Genomic DNA, 15,119 nt, shown 5'->3' with positions numbered 1-15,119 from the left:
AGCCATGCCGCCGCCGGCCGACCGAAGGGACTCGCCGTGACCCGCTCCAGAACGGGCTGGACCGTACTCGTCGCCCTGCTCGCGCTCAGCGCCGTTCCGGTGCTCGCCGGCGCCTTCCGGCTGGGCGAGCTGGCCGGTGGCGCCGAGCCCACACCGGACAACGCCCGCTTCCTCACCGATCCCGTGCCCGTCGTGGCGCACATCGTCAGCGCCAGCGTGTACTGCCTGCTGGGGGCCGTCCAGTTCACCCCCGGGCTGCGCCGCCGGTGGATCGGCTGGCACCGTGCCGCCGGGCGGCTGCTGGTTCCGCTGGGGGTCGTCGCGGCGCTGTCGGGGCTGTGGATGACCGTGTTCTACGACCTCCCCGAAGTGGCCGACGGCGCCTTCCTCACCGCCCAGCGGCTCGTGTTCGGCGCGGTCATGGCGCTGTCCCTCGTCCTCGCCCTCGTCGCGGTACGGCGGCGTGACATCGCCCGGCACCGGGCCTGGATGATCCGCGGGTACGCGATCGGCCAGGGCGCGGGCACGCAGGTGTTCACCCACCTGCCCTGGGTCCTGTTCCTCGGCGACCCTGGCGAACTCACGCACGCGCTGCTCATGGGCGCGGGCTGGGTGATCAACCTCGCCGTGGCCGAATGGGTCATCCGCCGGGGGCACGGGTGGCGGTCAGACGGGAATCGCGGTGTCCACGTGCTCGCACCCCCGGCGCGCGGCCAGCGGCCAGGGCGTGAAGGCGCCGTCGGGCAGACGCACGAACACCTCGTGCCCGTGCGCGATGACGCCGGTGGCTCGGCCGCCGAGGAGCCGCTCCAGCACGTAGGCGGAGGACAGGCTGGTCACGTCGCGGATGGTGCCCAGGGGCAGGAGCGAGCGGGTCTCGGCGATCGCCTCGTGCTCACCCGCGCGCAGGACGACCCTCGTTCCGGGGGACACACCCTGGGCGGCGATGGAGACGGCGATGTTGTCCAGGTCGTCGGAGCCGACGGCGGCCAGGGCCCGGGCGCGGCGGAGGTGGAGCCTTTCGAGGACGGTCCGGTCACCGCCGTGTCCGGCCACCACCGGAATGCCCAGGGAGCGGGCGAGACGTACGTTCGGTGCGTGCGGGTCCCGTTCCACGCCGACGACGGGGACGCCCAGTCGGCGCAGTTCGCAGCAGAGCCGGAGCCCGACCTGACCGACGCCGACGACGATCACGTGCCCGAACCGGGGGACGGTACGGGATCCGATCAGACCGACGAGGCGGGGGCCGAGCATCCGCTCGACGAGACCCGCGGTGAACATGGCGGTGAACACGATCGTGCCGAGCATGAGAGCGCCGGAGACCAGCTGGTAGGCGGTCGAGCGCTCCGCCGCGGTCGCCGGTCCGACCGCGGCGACCACGCGCGCGGCGTGGAAGAGGGCCTCGGCGGGCGGATGACCGAGGCTGAGCAGCCACAACCAGTCGAGGAACAGTGACGCGACGATTCCGGTCAGGCCCCCGAGCATGAGACGGGTGCCCGGGTCGTAGGAGCGCAACTGTCCCGCCAACCGGCCCCACCACGCCCGCCATCCCGTGCGTCCGCGCGTCCACTCCTCGGCACGCGGCGGGTCTCCGTCGGCCACCCGGACCGCCCGCGCACGGGCGCCGTCGTCGTACAGCGCGACGATGCCGGGGTCCGCGCACGGTCCGGCCAGGGCGGGAGCCACCAGGTCGGCGGGGGAGGTCACGTGGCACTGCGGGAGCAGCCGGAGCACTTCGTCGGCCACGGTCCGGTCGAAGATGGTGACGACGATCCGGATGTCGGGGGACATGTGCGCGACCGCCAGCGCGTACCGCAGCGCGGCGGCGTCGTCGTGCAGCAGCACCGCCACGGCGTCGTGGGGTGTCGACATCACCGCGCGCAGCTCCTCGTCCCTGGGCTGGACGAGATGCCGGACGGCGTGCGTCTCCTCCCGAAGCGACGCGCACACCCCGCGTGCCAGGTTGGTGTCACCGATGATGACGAACGAGCGGTGCCGGACGGGAGCGGGTGCTTGACTCATGGGCCGGTTCATCTCTGGTGGGGGACTGACCCACCGGTGTCGTGGTGATCGGATGATCCCGGTCGGGAGGCGCGGCGGGTGTGGGAGCGCGCGTGGGCCCGGAGCGGGATTCGTGGTCATCGCACCCGGGTGGCGCGAGCATCGCGCCGTGACCGGACGGGGGGAGACGACGGCGGATCTCCGACGGATCGGGACGAAGCCGCTGTCTGGACCCCAGTGTAGAGACCGGTGTCGTCGGCGGTCGGTTCGGGGGTCAGGCGACCGACGCCCGGAACGGATCGGTGGGGATGATCTCCGCCTCGTCGAAGAGCCGTTCCAGCGCCTCGTGCCCGTGACGCCGGCGGAACTCGATCTCGGCGGCGGTCACGGGCAGGGCCCACAGGACGCGGGCGTGTCCCCCGGGCACCGGGCAGTGTTCGAGCCCGGGGCCGTGGAGGTAGGGCAGGCTGATCAGCAGGTGGTCACAGGTCGAACCCGGCACCCACGGTTCGCCGATCGGGACGCTGTGTTCCACGTCGAGCCGACGCCCTTCGAGGTGGTAGCCGGCGACCATCGCCATGAGTTCGATGAACCGCTGGTCACGGACGTGCGCGGTCATGACGAACTCGCGTCCGCGGCCGTCCTCCTCCGCCGGCGCGCAGCACCCGGCGGTCACGTAGGTCCAGCAGTCGCCGCGCGGACCGGGCCCCACGACGAGAACGCGCCGGTCGGGAACGGCCTTCCGCCCTCGGAGACCGGGGGTGTGGTCGACGGCCTCCACGGGGTGCCCCGTGAAGAACCCCCGGACGTGTACCTCGACGGCCTCCGCGGCCGACGGACCCGTATCGCTCATCGGGCCATCCTCCCAGACCGCGGCGGGGCGGCGGGACGGCTGTCGCCGAGGCCGTCCGCTGGCCCCTCATACGCGGGACCCGCCCCCCTCACGCGTTCCGGAGGCGGGCGGGGGGATCCGGTTCCCGCCCGGGAGACGCCGGTGGGACGGCCGCGTCGGGCGTGCGGCCAACCTTTGGCCGAGGGAGTCGCGGAAGTGGGGCTTGACCTGCCAGTCGCGGTCGTACTGTTCCCGGAGAAGGGAGATGAACCGCGGTTCGCCCTGCATGCACTCCAGGTCCGGATCGCAGGCCATGAGTTCGGAGGGGCGGTAGTGTTCGCACACCGAGGGGTTCAGCGCCTCGCGGAGCGTCGCGATGACATCATCCACGGATCTCGCCACCTCCTCCCTCTCCTCCTCGCTGGAGGGGGTCTTCGACTCCACCCGCTGGGTGGCGATCAGGGACGCCTTGTTGTAGGTGAGCGCCCATGTCCCCCACCCGGGGTTGGCCCTCCTGAACGCGTCGACGTCCCTCACCCCTCGGGCGGGCCGCTTCCTCCTCCGGCCGGGAAGCTCCGGTCGGGGGGTTCCGCCCGCCGACACGATCCTGCTCTCGATACTGCTGCGCAGCAGGCGGAGTCCGAGATCGTAGTACTCCCATCTCCGCCAGGGGGATTCCTGGGAGGCGGCCCCAGGGGGCAGGACGCTGTAGGGATTCTTTCCGCGCCACCTGATGTTCTCGCAGACCAGCCTGCTCCGGGAGAAGTGTTCCGCCATCGCCCCGGTCTCCGCCTCGGCCACGCGGAGCAGGACCAGGCGCGTGCTTCGGAGACCGTCGTCACCCCCACTGGGTGAGACGAACCCCTCCTCCCGGAGGCCGTCGGGCAGGAGCCCGGCGAGCCGCAGGGCGTGGAAGACGTCGCGTCGGTCCTGCGGGTCCGCCGCGCTCCACACGTCCGCGAACCTGTGGTTGGCGATCATCTTCAGCAGGACGACCATGCGGTAGCGGCTTCTCTGGAAGATCTTGTTCCGGCCGCTCTCGGACGAGTAGTGGGCGCGGTTGAGGGCGTGCAGGCGCAGCGCCTTGACATGCTTTCCGTCCTGTTCGTAGAGCGAGGCCAGTTCATAGCGCACTATCCCTGAGACGCGTCGGGAGTACGCCACGCGCCGGAGAATCCTGATGCGCTCCCGCTGTATGCCGTGGAAGGCGTCATAGTCTTCGTGAAGGTCGGTGGAACGCCGCTCCCAGTATCTCCTGTCGAGTCTCGGGAGTTCCTTGACCAGCAGGTACGCGGCCAGATCCTCCCCCTGGTAGGTCCCCTTCGCCCAGTCCGGTATCAGCGGGTCCTCCGCGAACACGCGGGTCGCGACGAATCCGGCCGCACGAACGGCCGCCAGGTCCGAACGGAGCGGGGGCAGTGTGATCTGGTGCAGGCTCCTGCCGGAGACGCGGTCGTGGATCTCGACGGTGGCCGACACGTACCCGGACTCCTCGGGGTCGTTTCCCTCCGGTCCGTCGGCCCGGACCCGGACGCCGTAGGACGGGGGGACCGGAAGGACGAGACCGAGGACCCGCATGAGCGCGGACGCGACCCCGGCCCCCGGGAGGTCACTGTTCTCGACCAGGGCGGCGACGGCCTGCCCCGGCGGCGCTCCGGGCTTCCACGCGGGCGCGAGCACCTCGATCCCGGGAAGCCTCAGCCTCAGTTCGCGGTTGAGTCTCCTGGTCGCCTCGTCGTCCTGTTCCCTGGGCTCGGAGACCTGCACGCTGGGTTCGTGCCTGACCGCGGTGGTCTCCAGCCACAGGTAACCGCCGGCGAGCAGGACCAGGAGCGCGGCGGTCCAACCTCCGCGGATCGGATCGGGCCAGTCGGGGAGCTGGTCGAGGCCCTCGGGGAAACGGCTCCACGCCGCCCAGATGAGGGCGGTCGCGCCCATCGCCAGGGCGGACAGGCGCAGGCCGCGTTGGCCGAAGACGTGCGCCATCCCCCGGAGGAAGAAGAACGAGGACGTCAGGACGACGGCGTTGAGCACGAGGAGGACGGCCAGACGGGGGAGGCGTGGATCTCCGGCGAGGACGGGAAACATGGCCTCCAGCGACCAGCGGAACCAGTCCCCGCCGAGGAACCCGCACAGGCACGGGGGACCGGGAACCGCGGTCACCGCACCGGGGACCGGTGCGCAGCACCGCGTGCCGACCAGGTCGAGGATCGCCAGAGCCGTGACCGCGGAGAAGAGGGGGAGAGCCGCTACGGCCCCCAGCAGGGCGGGGGCGCCGAGCTCCTCCCCGATCTCCCTCCGGCAGCGCCAGATGAGCACCGCCGCCGCGAGGACGGGGACGAACAGGACGAACGGCGCGGGAGCGGCCCGCAGGGTCGACGCCGCGACCACGACCGCGACGGCGGTGCCGCCGCCGAGAACCCAGAGCACGATCTTCGTACCGTCCATGTGACGCATCCCCCAGCACGGCCGCGGATCCGCGGGACGTGGGGATTCCGGCGCCGTGCACGATCCTGAGACGGAGTCGCCACCCCTCCACGGTCCCACCGCCGCCGTGACGGCGCGAGCGGAGTGTGCCGCGGTTGACAGTGTTGGAACCCGGGCCGTCAGCCGTGGGCGGGGGTGTCGGACCCCCGCCGGTCACACCGGCGGGGGAGTCCGGCCGCGAGCAGGGCGACCGTGCCGACCAGCCCGCCCATCAGCAGGAAGGCGGCCCGGTCGGTGCCGGCGAGCGCGGTCGCGGCGGAGGCGGCGGCCAGGCCCAGGGCTCCGCCGAACTGTTTGGCGGTGTTCATCAGCCCGGAGGCCGCGCCGGCCTCGTGCGCGGGCACCCCGGCGGTCACCACCGTGGCCAGCGGGGTGTTGAGCAGCCCGCCCCCGACGCCGATCACCACGCTCGGCCCGAGCAGGGTGAGCACGTAGCCCTCCCCGATCGCGAACGCCTGCCAGAGGAGTCCGGCGGAGGCGGTCGCGGCGCCGAGCGCGACGAGGGCACGGGACGGGACGCGCGCCATCAGGCGCGGGGTGACCCAGGTGTTGACCACGAGCACGGTCAGCGTCAGCGGCAGGAATCCGAGGCCCGCCCGCATCGGGGTGAGCCCCATCGCTCCCTGCATCCGGTAGGTGAGGAAGTACCACAACCCCGCCTGGAAACAGGCGGCGGTCAACGCGGTGGCGACGTTCCCGCGCACCACGAGTCGGTTGCGCAGCAGACCCGGAGGCACCAACCGGTGCGGGGCCCGGCGCTGCTGGGCGCCGAGCAGGAGGAACAGCACGGCGCTCGCGGCGGCGCACCAACCGGCGCTCGCGGCGGTCGCGGGCGTGCCCGCGGCGGACAGCGCGTAGGTCGCGCAGGTGAAACCACCGGTCGCCAGGACCGCGCCGACCAGGTCGAGCCGCCCCCGTCCGGGCGCGGTGGGCGCGTGCCGGCGCAGGAGGAGTGCCCCGGCGAGGACGGCGGCGCCGACGGGCAGGTTGACCAGCAGCACCGCGCGCCAGGAGACCAGTTCGGTGAGGGCTCCGCCGAGGATGGTGCCGAGGCCCCCTCCGGCCAGGCTGACCGCCGTCCACACCGCGAGGGCGCGGGTGCGGGTCGGGCCCTCCGGGTGCGTGGTGGTGAGCAGAGTGAGGGTCGCCGGTGAGACGACGGCCGCGCAGAGCCCCTGGGCGGCCCGCGCGCCGACGAGCACCGTTCCGTCGGTGGCGAGCCCGCCCGCGGTACCGGCCAGTGTGAACGCGCCGATCCCCCACGCCAGGACCGGACCGGTGCCGAGGACGTCGGCCAGCCGCGCGCCGACCAGGAGGGCGCCGGCGAAGCCGAGCCCGTAGGCGAGCGCCACCCAGGTGGTCCGCGTCGGGCCCGTCGCGAGGTCGGCCTGGATCGAGGGAAGGGCCACGTTGACCACGGAGACGTCCAGCACGACCAGGAGTTGGGCCACACACGCGACCCACAGCGCGAGCGTTCGGGGAGCGGTCGCCACACGGCCTCCTTGATACGCGTGTATCAACTTGATACGAGCGTATCATCGCAGTGTCGGAGGGAGGACGGGGTGTCGGAGTCGCAACGCCGTGAGCAGATCCTGGACGCCGTGGAGCGTCTGCTCGGCCGGGAGGGCCTGCACGCGGTCACCATGCGCGCGGTCGCGGCGGAGGCGGGGGTGTCCCTGCGCCTGGTGCAGTACTACGGGGAGTCCAAGGAACGGCTGTTGACGGCGGCGCTCGACCGCCTCGCGGAGCGGAGTCTGTGGCGCTGGCGGGAGCGGACGGCGGCGCCGCAGGGGGGCGGGCCGGCGGCGGTCCGGGCGTTCTTCGACGAGGCGCTGCCCACCGACGAGGACGCCCGCGCGTTCCACCGGATCGGCGTCTGCCTCGAACTGCTGGCGATCACCAGGCCCGACGCCGCCGCGGCCGCCTACCGCGACCACCTGCGGGCACTCGCCGACCACCTCGCCGGGATCGTCGGCGCCGAGGCGCGGGTGGACGCCGCGCGGGCGGGGCGGATCGCCACCGAGGTCATGGCTCTGGCCCACGGACTCGGATCACTGCTCATGGCCGGGAGCGTCACCCGGGCGCACGCCGAAGAGGTGGTCGACGACTACGTGGCGCGGCTGACGGCGGAGTGGTCGGAGTGAGGGGCGCTCCGCCGACGCCCGCACCCCGACGCCGGATCACGCCTGGCCGGTGTCGAACCTGGAGACCTTCCCGTTGGTCACCGTGAACCGCCAGCGGGTCCGCATGGACCCCCAGGTGTCGTTGCGGTAGTCGGCGACCAGCGACCGCCCCTCGTCACTCGCGGAGACGACGTCGATGCGGCCGTTGGCGGAGAAGATCTCCTTCTCGGCCCACGGGAACAGATCGCGCTCCGACCCGTCGTCGGACATCGTGGCGTCGGGGGTGAGCGCATCGGCGAAGGCCTCCCGGTCGCCCGCGTTGATCGCCTCTATCAGATCGCGCACGGCCCGGTCGGTGACGTCGGGGTGGGGCATGGCGGTGTGCCTCTCGTGTCGGGCCCGTCGCCGTGGCCGGACGGGCGTCGGTACCACGCCTTCCTACCCCGGGCCCCACCCCGGTTTGTGGGAAACACCGCGGTCCCCCGCCGAGTCCTTGCCGTTCCGTTCCCGGCCCTTGGCGGTGGGCGTGCGCCGCGACGCTCCGGCGTCCCGCCCCGCCCCGCGCCCCCGGGAGCCGGGGCCGGACCCCGCCACGACACCTTTCCTCCCGGTGCCGCGCGGGTAAACCGTAGGAAACGAGGACCCACCACCCGCCCCGGCCCCACGGGGGTCGGGGCACACCGCCGGAGGTGAACCGCCGGTGCCCGACCACATCGAGATCGAGACCACCTACGCCGTCGACACGGACGCGCGACTGCCGGACCTGACCGACCTCGCGCCCGGCGGGATAGCGGAGCGGTCCCACGAACTGGACGCCACCTACTACGACACCGACGACCTGCGTCTGGCCGCGCGCCGCGTCACCCTGCGCCGACGCACCGGCGGGACCGACGCCGGGTGGCACCTGAAGATCCCCTGGGGCGCGGACGCCAAACGCGAGTTCCACGCCCCGCTGGGGCGGGACACCGACACCGTCCCCGCCGAGCTGGCCCGGCTCGCGGCCGGGGCGGCCCGGGGAGAGCCCCTGCGCCCGATCGCCCGGATCGGCACCCGGCGCGCCGAGTACGAACTGCGCGACACCTCGGGCGAGCCCCTCGCCCTGGTCGCCGACGACACGGTCACCGGCGAGGCGACCACCACCACCGCCTGGCGGGAGGTCGAGATCGAACTCGCCTCGGGCGGCCGGGAACTCCAACACGACATCGGCCGACGCCTGACCTCGGCCGGAGCCGCCCCCTCCGCGACCGGCAGCAAACTCCTCACCGTGCTCGGCGACCGCGTTCCCCCGCCCGTGCCCCGGCCCGGGGGCGACACCGCCGGTGACGTGGTCCTGGCCTACCTGTGGGACCAGGTCGAGCACCTGCTCGCCCACGACCCCAGGGTCCGCCTGGACGAACCCGACGCCGTGCACCAGATGCGGGTGGCCACCCGCCGGATCCGCGCCGTGCTCCAGGTGTTCCCCTCCGTCCTGGAACGCGGGTCCACCCGACCGGTCGCCGACGAACTCCGCCGTCTGGCGGGCGTGCTGGGCCTGGCACGGGACCTGGAGGTCCTCCGGGAGCGGTGTCGACGGTGGCTCGGCGACCTCCCCGAACACGCCGCGGGGCACCGGCTCACCGGCACCTGGCTGCGCGCCATCGACGACCACCGCGCCACCGAGATGGAGCGGATCGCCGAGGAGCTGTCGGGTCAGCGCTACTTCGCACTGCTGGAGACCCTGGACCGCCTGCGCACCGACCCGCCGCTGACCGAGGCGGCCCACCGCAAGGCGCGCCCCGTCCTGACCGAGGACCTCCTCGGAGCCTGCCGCCGGATGTCGTCCGCCCACGACCGCGCGGTGGCCGCCGAGGACGCCGACACGCGCCTGACCGCCTGGCACGACGTCCGCAAGGCGGCCAAACGCACCCGCTACGCCGCCACGCTCGCCGCACCCGTCCTGGGCAAACGCGCCAAGCGCGTGCGCACGTGGGCCTCGCGCCTGCAGGATGTGCTCGGCGAGCACCAGGACGGCGTGGCCCTGCGGACCTACCTCGACGAGCACGCGCCGACCCTGGTCGAGGCGGGCGACCACGACGACGGGGTCCTGGTCACGCTTGGCGCCGTGGCCGGGGCCGAGGTGGTCAGGGGGCGGACACTCATCGACGAGGCCGCGCGGGTGTGGAGTTCGGGTCCCGACCCGCGCCACCCCCTCGCCTGAGGAACGACCGCCCACGGTGAACCGCCGACGGGTCCGGGCGCCGTCGCGGAGGTCGGCGACGCCGGTGCGGCGGGGCGATCCCCTCGAAGACGGTGAGGGCCGCACCGGCCTCGGGGGAGCCCCGCCCGGTTCGCGTCAGCCCGGTTTGCGTTCGAGCGCGCTCGAAGTCCTAGCGTCGCCGCCATGACGACACGGACACAGGCACAGACCTGGATCATCACCGGCGCGTCCCGCGGTTTCGGACGCGCACTGGCGGAGTCGGCGCTCGCGGCGGGCGATCATGTGGTGGCGGCGGTGCGCCGCCCCGAGAGCGTAGCCGACCTGGCGGCCGAGTACCCCGACCGCTGCCTGGTCGCGGGGTTCGACGCCCGGGACGTCACCGCGGCCGCGGACCTCGTGCGGGCCGCCCTCGACCGCTTCGGTCAGCTCGACGTGCTGGTCAACAACGCGGGTCGGGGCATGGTCGGCGCGGTCGAGGAGGTCAGCGATGCGCGGTTGCGGGAACTGATGGATCTGCACCTGTTCGGCCCCGCAGCGCTCGTCCGCGCGGCGCTGCCCGCGATGCGCGCGCGGAGCACCGGGACGATCGTGCAGATGAGCAGCCAGGGCGGACGGATGTCGTTCCCCGGCGTCGCGGCCTACTCCGCGTCGAAGTTCGCCCTCGAAGGCTGGTCGGAGGCACTGGCCGGGGAGGTCGCGCCGTTCGGGATCCGCGTGCTGATCGTCGAGCCCAGTCGGTTCCGGACCGACTTCAACGCCTCCGGCACGCTTGAGTTCGCCGAGGTGTCCCAGACCTACCGCGACCTGCTCGCCGCCGTTCGCGCGGACATGGCCGGGGCCGACGGAGCCCAGGAAGGCGACCCGGCCCGGGCGGCCGAGATCATCGTGTCCCTCGTCCACGGTGACGAGGTGCCGTTGCGGCTGCCGCTCGGCCGGGAGGCGGTCGAGCGTGTCTCGGGTGCCTACCGGCGTGGGCTGGAGGAGGTCGGGCGGTGGGCCGAGATCGCGCGCGGCGCCGACTTCGAGGGCGTACCGGCGTCGGCCCGGCCGGTCTAGGCTGGTCGTCATGGCCACCGACGACCTGATGAGCAGGGCGCTCGAAACGCTCGCGGACGACGATCCACCGTCGGTCGAGGCGATCCACCGCCTCGTCGACCTGGCCGACATACCCGAGTCGGTGACGATCACCGAGGCCGCTGACCTGCTCGACGTCTCACCGCACACGCTGCGCTACTACGAGCGGGCCGGGCTGGTCGCGGTGGCCCGCGACGGCAGCGGTCATCGCGTCTACGACACCGAGGCGATGCGGCGCCTGGTGTTCCTCACCCGGATGCGGCTGTCCGGCATGCCGATGCGCGACCTACAGCACTACGTCTCGCTCGTCGATGCCGGAAAGGAGACGGTGCCCGAGCGGCTCGACATGCTGATCGAACACCGCGACACCATCCGCCGTCGGATTCGTGAGCTGACCCTCTCCCTCACGGCGACCGAGTACAAGATCGCCACCTACGGCGGTTCGACCGGCCCGGACGTCCCGTCCCCCGATCCGACGACGTCCTGACGCCGACGTCCGCTCTTCCGCACGCGAGGTCCGCCCCCGGCTTCACCGCCGGGGGCGGACGCGGTTTCAGGGGGATGCGGGCGTTGCACGTGGGTCTTCGGCAGGTCACCGTGTTCCAGCTTCGTGAAGGTGATCATCTGTCCGTTGCGCACCACGACCGCGCCTCTGGGACAGCGGAAGAGGGTGCCGCGCTCCGACGGGTGGAGGAGGCCGACCGCCGAGCACAGGATCCGGCCGGGACCCAACTGGGCGACGCCCTCGAAGGCGGCGAGCGCCTCACCGGTCTCGGGAGCGACCTCGCCGACGTGGCGGGGGTGTGGTTGACCGCGCTCATCACAGATCCACCTTCGGGATGGAGAGGACTCCGGAGATGCGCCGGGCGAACTCGGGCTCCTGACCGACGGGCAGCGCGCGGTCGTACTCGTGCTTTTCGGTGTCGGTGCGGTAGGAGTCCCACACCCGGTACCAGTGCAGGCCCTCGCCGATCTCGCGCAGGAGCACCGTCTGGCTCTGGTCTCCCTTGTGCACCTCGATCAACATTCCCTTGCGAGGGAGTGGTGTGAGGTCGTTTTGTCCAGCTCAAGGCAGAGCGCCTTGGCCGCCTCCTGCGGAGTCATAATGTCCCCTTTGTTTGAAATGCATGGTGAAGTTGGTGATATATCCGCAGATCCGGAGAACCATCAACTGTGACCAGGATTCAAGAGGACGCCGGGAAAACCTAGGACCCTGAACAGGGCGCGATCATCAGGCGACAGGGATATTCAATGGTGTTTTCCGTGGTGAGGCTGGTGAAAGATGGCGAAACGCAAGGTCAGGCCGCATGCGTTGCAGTGGGGGATCGAGCTGCGGAAGTTTCGCAACCAGGCGGGCAAGACACAGTCATGGCTGGCGAAGCAGGTGACCTGCTCGAACGGGCTGGTATGCGGGTTCGAGCAGGGGACACACTGGCCAAGCAAGGCAATGGCAGCGGAGCTGGACAAACTCGTGCAGGCCGACGGGGGCCTGTTCCAGCTCTGGCTCCGACTCTCCGGGAAGAGGGCCTACCCCGAATGGATGGGTGAGCGTGTCCATGCTGAACCCCGAGCGATCCCCGTAAGGGAGTTCGAGATCACGGTGGTGCCGGGTCTGCTTGGAGACGAGGAAGCTCGGGGCACGGGCAGATCCGGTTCGGCGGGGTCGGCGGGACCGACCCCGCGCGGTCACACGGCCGCGCGGTCGCGCAGCTGTCGACGCAGGCGGCCGAAGAGCTTGGGGTTGTTCATCGCGAGCACGCCCACCGTCGCTCCCCGGCGGCGGTACTCGGCGACGAACCGGCGGTCGTTCGGCGACCCGTCGACGACGGCGACCTCGTCGGCGTCCGCGGGGTGTCCGGCGACCTGCAACCGGGTCCCGTACTGGTCGGACCAGAAGTAGCCGGACGGCCGGTACTCCTCGATCGTCGTGCCCGCCAGGAGGTTGCGCACGGCGGTGACGGGTTGCTCGGAGGCGTTGGTCCAGTGCTCGTGCCGGACCGGCCCGCCGGGGCCGTGGTAGCGGGCGACGTCGCCCACCGCGACGACGGAGGGGAACGCGGTGACGCATCCCGCGTCGCAGAGCACACCGTCCTGGACCGGGATCCCGGACCCGGCGAGCCACTCGGTGTTGGGCAGCATGCCGATGCCGACCACGACCACGTCCGCGGGCAGGTGCGTGCCGTCGGCGAGGTCAACGCCGGTGACGCGCTTCCAGGGGCCGAAACCCGACGAGGTCAGGGAGCGGACACCCACACCGGTGCGCAGGGCCACGCCGTGGTCGGTGTGCAGCGCCGCGCAGACCGAGCCCATGTCCGGGCCGAGGACGCGCGCGAGCGGGGTCGGGCTCGCCTCGACGACGGTCACCGGACGCCCGAGCGCGTGGCAGGTCGAGGCGACCTCGGAGCCGATCCAGCCCGCGCCGATCACCACCACCCCCGTCGAGCTGTTCTCCAGGTCGGCGCTCAGCGCCGCCGCGTCGTCGAGCGTCCGCACGGTGTGCACCCCGGACAGGCCCTCCGAACCGGGGAGCGGGCGGGCCCGGCCGCCGGTGGCGATGACGACGCCGTCCGCGGTGATCTCCTCCCCGTCGGACAGCCGGATCGACCGGGTGAGGGGGTCGAGGGAGTCGGCGCGAACCCCGAGCCGCCACTCCGCGGCCAGGTCGTCCGTGTCGGACTGGTCGGCCAGCCGCAGGCTCTCCGGCGTGCGGGTGCCCGCGAGGTAGCCCTTCGACAGCGGCGGGCGGTCGTAGGGCTGGTACGGCTCGTCCCCGATGACCGTGATCCGGCCGTCGAAGCCCTGCGACCTGAGTTCCTCGACCGCGCGCAGCCCCGCCAACGAGGCCCCGACGACAGCAACGGTTCTCATACGACTGCCTCCTGGTTCTGCGGGACCACGTAGATCACGCCGTCCTGGATCACGACCGAGTGGGTGCGGACCGGCTTCTTGGCCGGAGCTCCGGTGGGCATGCCCGTGCGCAGGTCGAAGCTCGCGGCGTGGAGCGGGCACTCGATGAGGCATCCTTCGAGCCACCCCTCGGAGAGTGAGGCGTCCTGGTGGCTGCACGTGTCGTCGATGGCGTAGATCTCGCCGTCGACGTTGAAGACCGCGATCGGGACCTCGCCGGGGATGCGGACCGCCTCGCCCTCGGGCAGGTCCGCCACGGCACATGCTGGGATCATCACACCCTCCGTTGCGCTATACGAAACTACTTGTTCGATACGCAACACAATGATGAAAGCGTGATCGGCGCGTAGTCAAGGAGTGTCGGGGCGAATTTTCGAAGAGTTGCGCATATCGGTTATAGTTGCACTATGAGCAACAAAGAAACCACGGGAGAACGCGAGCCGACACTGGTCCAGTCAGTGGACCGGGCGATCACCATCCTGGAGCTCCTCGCACGCGGGGAGAGGGGGGTCACGGAGATCGCCGCCGAGCTGGGGGTGCACAAGTCCACCGTGTCACGGCTGGTCTACACCCTCCAGGCGAGACAGCTCGTGGAACAGCACGGGGAGCGCGGCAGGTTCAGCATCGGCATCGGCATGCTGCGGTTCGCCGGTGCCGTCGCCGGTCAGCTCGACATAGTCCAGGTCGGCAATCCGGTGTGCGAGGAACTGGCCGGCCGCCTCGGCGAGACGGTGAACGTCGCGGTACTCGACTCGGCGAACGCGATCAACGTCAGTCAGGCGCTGGGCACCTCGGCCGTGGCGGCGCAGAACTGGATCGGCCAGCGCACCCCGTCGCACGCGACGGCCAGCGGCAAGGCGCTGTTGGCCTTCATGCCCCCGGGCGAGCTGGACGAGCTGCTCGCCGGGGGGCTCGTGTCCTACACGGCGCGCACGATCACGGACCCGCAGGAGCTGGGGGAGGTCCTCAAGGGGGTGGCCGAGGACGGGTACGCCACCTCCTTCGAGGAGCTGGAGCCGGGCTTGCACGCGATCGCCGTGCCGGTGTTCGGGTCCGGCGGGGACGTGATCGCGGCGATCAGCGCCTCCGGTCCGGCGTACCGGCTGTCGAGGAAGCGCATCCCCGAGGTCGTGGAGGAACTGCGCCGGGGGGCGCGTGAGCTGTCGGACCGGATGGCCTACATGGGTCGCTGACGGCGCGACGGCGACCGTACTCCGGTTGCCGTGCGCGGTTACTGATATATCAATCAATTATTAACCGACGATCAAGTCGCACGAACTAACCCTTCAGGGTCTTGACAGACCCGCGAGTAGCCCTCACTGTGATCCACATCGCGTTGTGCATCACGGAATTCGTTGCGCATAAAGCAACAAAAGAAGGGAGTGCTCGTTGGTTTCCACCGCACCCGGTGTCCCGGTCCTCGACCGGACCCTGGGCGAGCTGGACCCGGAGGTGTCGGCGGCGGTCGACGCCGAGCTGGAGCGCCAGCGTGACACCC

General features: G+C 71.8%; 13 protein-coding genes and 2 pseudogenes. 7 read left to right on the top strand and 8 right to left on the bottom strand.

All coding sequences use genetic code 11. The annotated features are described in order from the left end of the window. Positions 1–36: 36 nt before the first annotated feature. Positions 37–633, top strand: a pseudogene (locus DVR05_RS27605) (DUF2306 domain-containing protein); the annotation flags it as partial. A 33-nt stretch (positions 634–666) separates the two neighbouring features. Here DVR05_RS27605 and DVR05_RS23230 read toward each other — a convergent pair. The 4 genes from DVR05_RS23230 to DVR05_RS23215 form a co-directional block, all read right to left on the bottom strand. Beyond that, on the bottom strand, positions 667–2,022 hold the full coding sequence (locus DVR05_RS23230) for an NAD-binding protein (RefSeq protein WP_116248035.1): 1,356 nt from the start codon (positions 2,020–2,022) through the stop codon (positions 667–669). 253 nt (positions 2,023–2,275) lie between these two features. Then, positions 2,276–2,854 carry a suppressor of fused domain protein gene (locus DVR05_RS23225; protein ID WP_116248034.1) on the bottom strand — a complete coding sequence of 193 codons (579 nt, stop codon included), beginning with the start codon at positions 2,852–2,854 and terminating at the stop codon, positions 2,276–2,278. A gap of 66 nt (positions 2,855–2,920) precedes the next feature. Continuing rightward, on the bottom strand, positions 2,921–5,281 hold the full coding sequence (locus DVR05_RS23220) for a hypothetical protein (RefSeq protein WP_116248033.1): 2,361 nt from the start codon (positions 5,279–5,281) through the stop codon (positions 2,921–2,923). Positions 5,282–5,439: 158 nt separating this feature from the next. Further along, entirely contained in the window at positions 5,440–6,813 is a 1,374-nt protein-coding gene (locus DVR05_RS23215; RefSeq protein ID WP_116248032.1) for an MFS transporter, read from the bottom strand. A 69-nt stretch (positions 6,814–6,882) separates the two neighbouring features. Between DVR05_RS23215 and DVR05_RS23210 the strand changes: the two genes are divergently transcribed. Beyond that, positions 6,883–7,464 carry a TetR/AcrR family transcriptional regulator gene (locus DVR05_RS23210; RefSeq protein ID WP_116248031.1) on the top strand — a complete coding sequence of 194 codons (582 nt, stop codon included), beginning with the start codon at positions 6,883–6,885 and terminating at the stop codon, positions 7,462–7,464. A 36-nt stretch (positions 7,465–7,500) separates the two neighbouring features. On the opposite strand, the gene DVR05_RS23205 is transcribed toward DVR05_RS23210, so the two are convergent. Continuing rightward, entirely contained in the window at positions 7,501–7,818 is a 318-nt protein-coding gene (locus DVR05_RS23205; RefSeq protein ID WP_116248030.1) for a nuclear transport factor 2 family protein, read from the bottom strand. 325 nt (positions 7,819–8,143) lie between these two features. On the opposite strand from DVR05_RS23205, the gene DVR05_RS23200 reads away from it, so the two are divergent. The 3 genes from DVR05_RS23200 (at position 8,144) to DVR05_RS23190 (ending at position 11,201) form a co-directional block, all read left to right on the top strand. Continuing rightward, complete coding sequence (locus tag DVR05_RS23200) at positions 8,144–9,640, top strand: CYTH and CHAD domain-containing protein (protein WP_116248029.1); 1,497 nt, start codon at positions 8,144–8,146, stop codon at positions 9,638–9,640. A gap of 183 nt (positions 9,641–9,823) precedes the next feature. Then, positions 9,824–10,696, top strand: coding sequence for an SDR family NAD(P)-dependent oxidoreductase (locus tag DVR05_RS23195; protein WP_116248028.1), 873 nt, complete (start codon positions 9,824–9,826; stop codon positions 10,694–10,696). A gap of 10 nt (positions 10,697–10,706) precedes the next feature. Continuing rightward, on the top strand, positions 10,707–11,201 hold the full coding sequence (locus DVR05_RS23190) for a MerR family transcriptional regulator (protein ID WP_116248027.1): 495 nt from the start codon (positions 10,707–10,709) through the stop codon (positions 11,199–11,201). A gap of 333 nt (positions 11,202–11,534) precedes the next feature. On the opposite strand, the gene DVR05_RS23180 is transcribed toward DVR05_RS23190, so the two are convergent. After that, the gene (locus tag DVR05_RS23180) at positions 11,535–11,729 is read right to left on the bottom strand and encodes a hypothetical protein (RefSeq protein ID WP_157982515.1); all 195 of its coding nucleotides are present in this window, start codon (positions 11,727–11,729) and stop codon (positions 11,535–11,537) included. Positions 11,730–11,996: 267 nt separating this feature from the next. Here DVR05_RS23180 and DVR05_RS27600 point away from each other — a divergent pair. Further along, a pseudogene (locus DVR05_RS27600) lies at positions 11,997–12,194 on the top strand (multiprotein-bridging factor 1 family protein); the annotation flags it as partial. A gap of 206 nt (positions 12,195–12,400) precedes the next feature. Here DVR05_RS27600 and DVR05_RS23170 read toward each other — a convergent pair. Both DVR05_RS23170 and DVR05_RS23165 read right to left on the bottom strand, forming a co-directional pair. Next, positions 12,401–13,582, bottom strand: coding sequence for an NAD(P)/FAD-dependent oxidoreductase (locus tag DVR05_RS23170; RefSeq protein ID WP_116248025.1), 1,182 nt, complete (start codon positions 13,580–13,582; stop codon positions 12,401–12,403). Then, entirely contained in the window at positions 13,579–13,896 is a 318-nt protein-coding gene (locus tag DVR05_RS23165) for a bifunctional 3-phenylpropionate/cinnamic acid dioxygenase ferredoxin subunit (protein ID WP_116248024.1), read from the bottom strand. The genes DVR05_RS23170 and DVR05_RS23165 overlap by 4 nt, the downstream gene beginning before the upstream one ends. A gap of 132 nt (positions 13,897–14,028) precedes the next feature. On the opposite strand from DVR05_RS23165, the gene DVR05_RS23160 reads away from it, so the two are divergent. After that, entirely contained in the window at positions 14,029–14,814 is a 786-nt protein-coding gene (locus DVR05_RS23160; protein WP_198659311.1) for an IclR family transcriptional regulator, read from the top strand. Positions 14,815–15,119 lie beyond the last annotated feature (305 nt).

Source organism: Nocardiopsis sp. FIRDI 009 (genome assembly GCF_003386285.1).
Lineage (GTDB): Bacteria > Actinomycetota > Actinomycetes > Streptosporangiales > Streptosporangiaceae > Nocardiopsis.
This window is presented reverse-complemented; position numbering and strand designations above follow the sequence as displayed.

Excerpts from the sequence above, each read along its gene's own strand:
- DVR05_RS23205 (WP_116248030.1), bottom strand. The coding sequence starts at position 7,818 with ATGCCCCACCCCGACGTCACCGACCGGGCCGTGCGCGATCTGATAGAG.
- DVR05_RS23195 (WP_116248028.1), top strand. The coding sequence starts at position 9,824 with ATGACGACACGGACACAGGCACAGACCTGGATCATCACCGGCGCGTCC.
- DVR05_RS23220 (WP_116248033.1), bottom strand. The coding sequence starts at position 5,281 with ATGGACGGTACGAAGATCGTGCTCTGGGTTCTCGGCGGCGGCACCGCC.
- DVR05_RS23230 (WP_116248035.1), bottom strand. The coding sequence starts at position 2,022 with ATGAGTCAAGCACCCGCTCCCGTCCGGCACCGCTCGTTCGTCATCATC.
- DVR05_RS23225 (WP_116248034.1), bottom strand. The coding sequence starts at position 2,854 with ATGAGCGATACGGGTCCGTCGGCCGCGGAGGCCGTCGAGGTACACGTC.
- DVR05_RS23190 (WP_116248027.1), top strand. The coding sequence starts at position 10,707 with ATGGCCACCGACGACCTGATGAGCAGGGCGCTCGAAACGCTCGCGGAC.
- DVR05_RS23160 (WP_198659311.1), top strand. The coding sequence starts at position 14,029 with ATGAGCAACAAAGAAACCACGGGAGAACGCGAGCCGACACTGGTCCAG.
- DVR05_RS23170 (WP_116248025.1), bottom strand. The coding sequence starts at position 13,582 with ATGAGAACCGTTGCTGTCGTCGGGGCCTCGTTGGCGGGGCTGCGCGCG.
- DVR05_RS23165 (WP_116248024.1), bottom strand. The coding sequence starts at position 13,896 with ATGATCCCAGCATGTGCCGTGGCGGACCTGCCCGAGGGCGAGGCGGTC.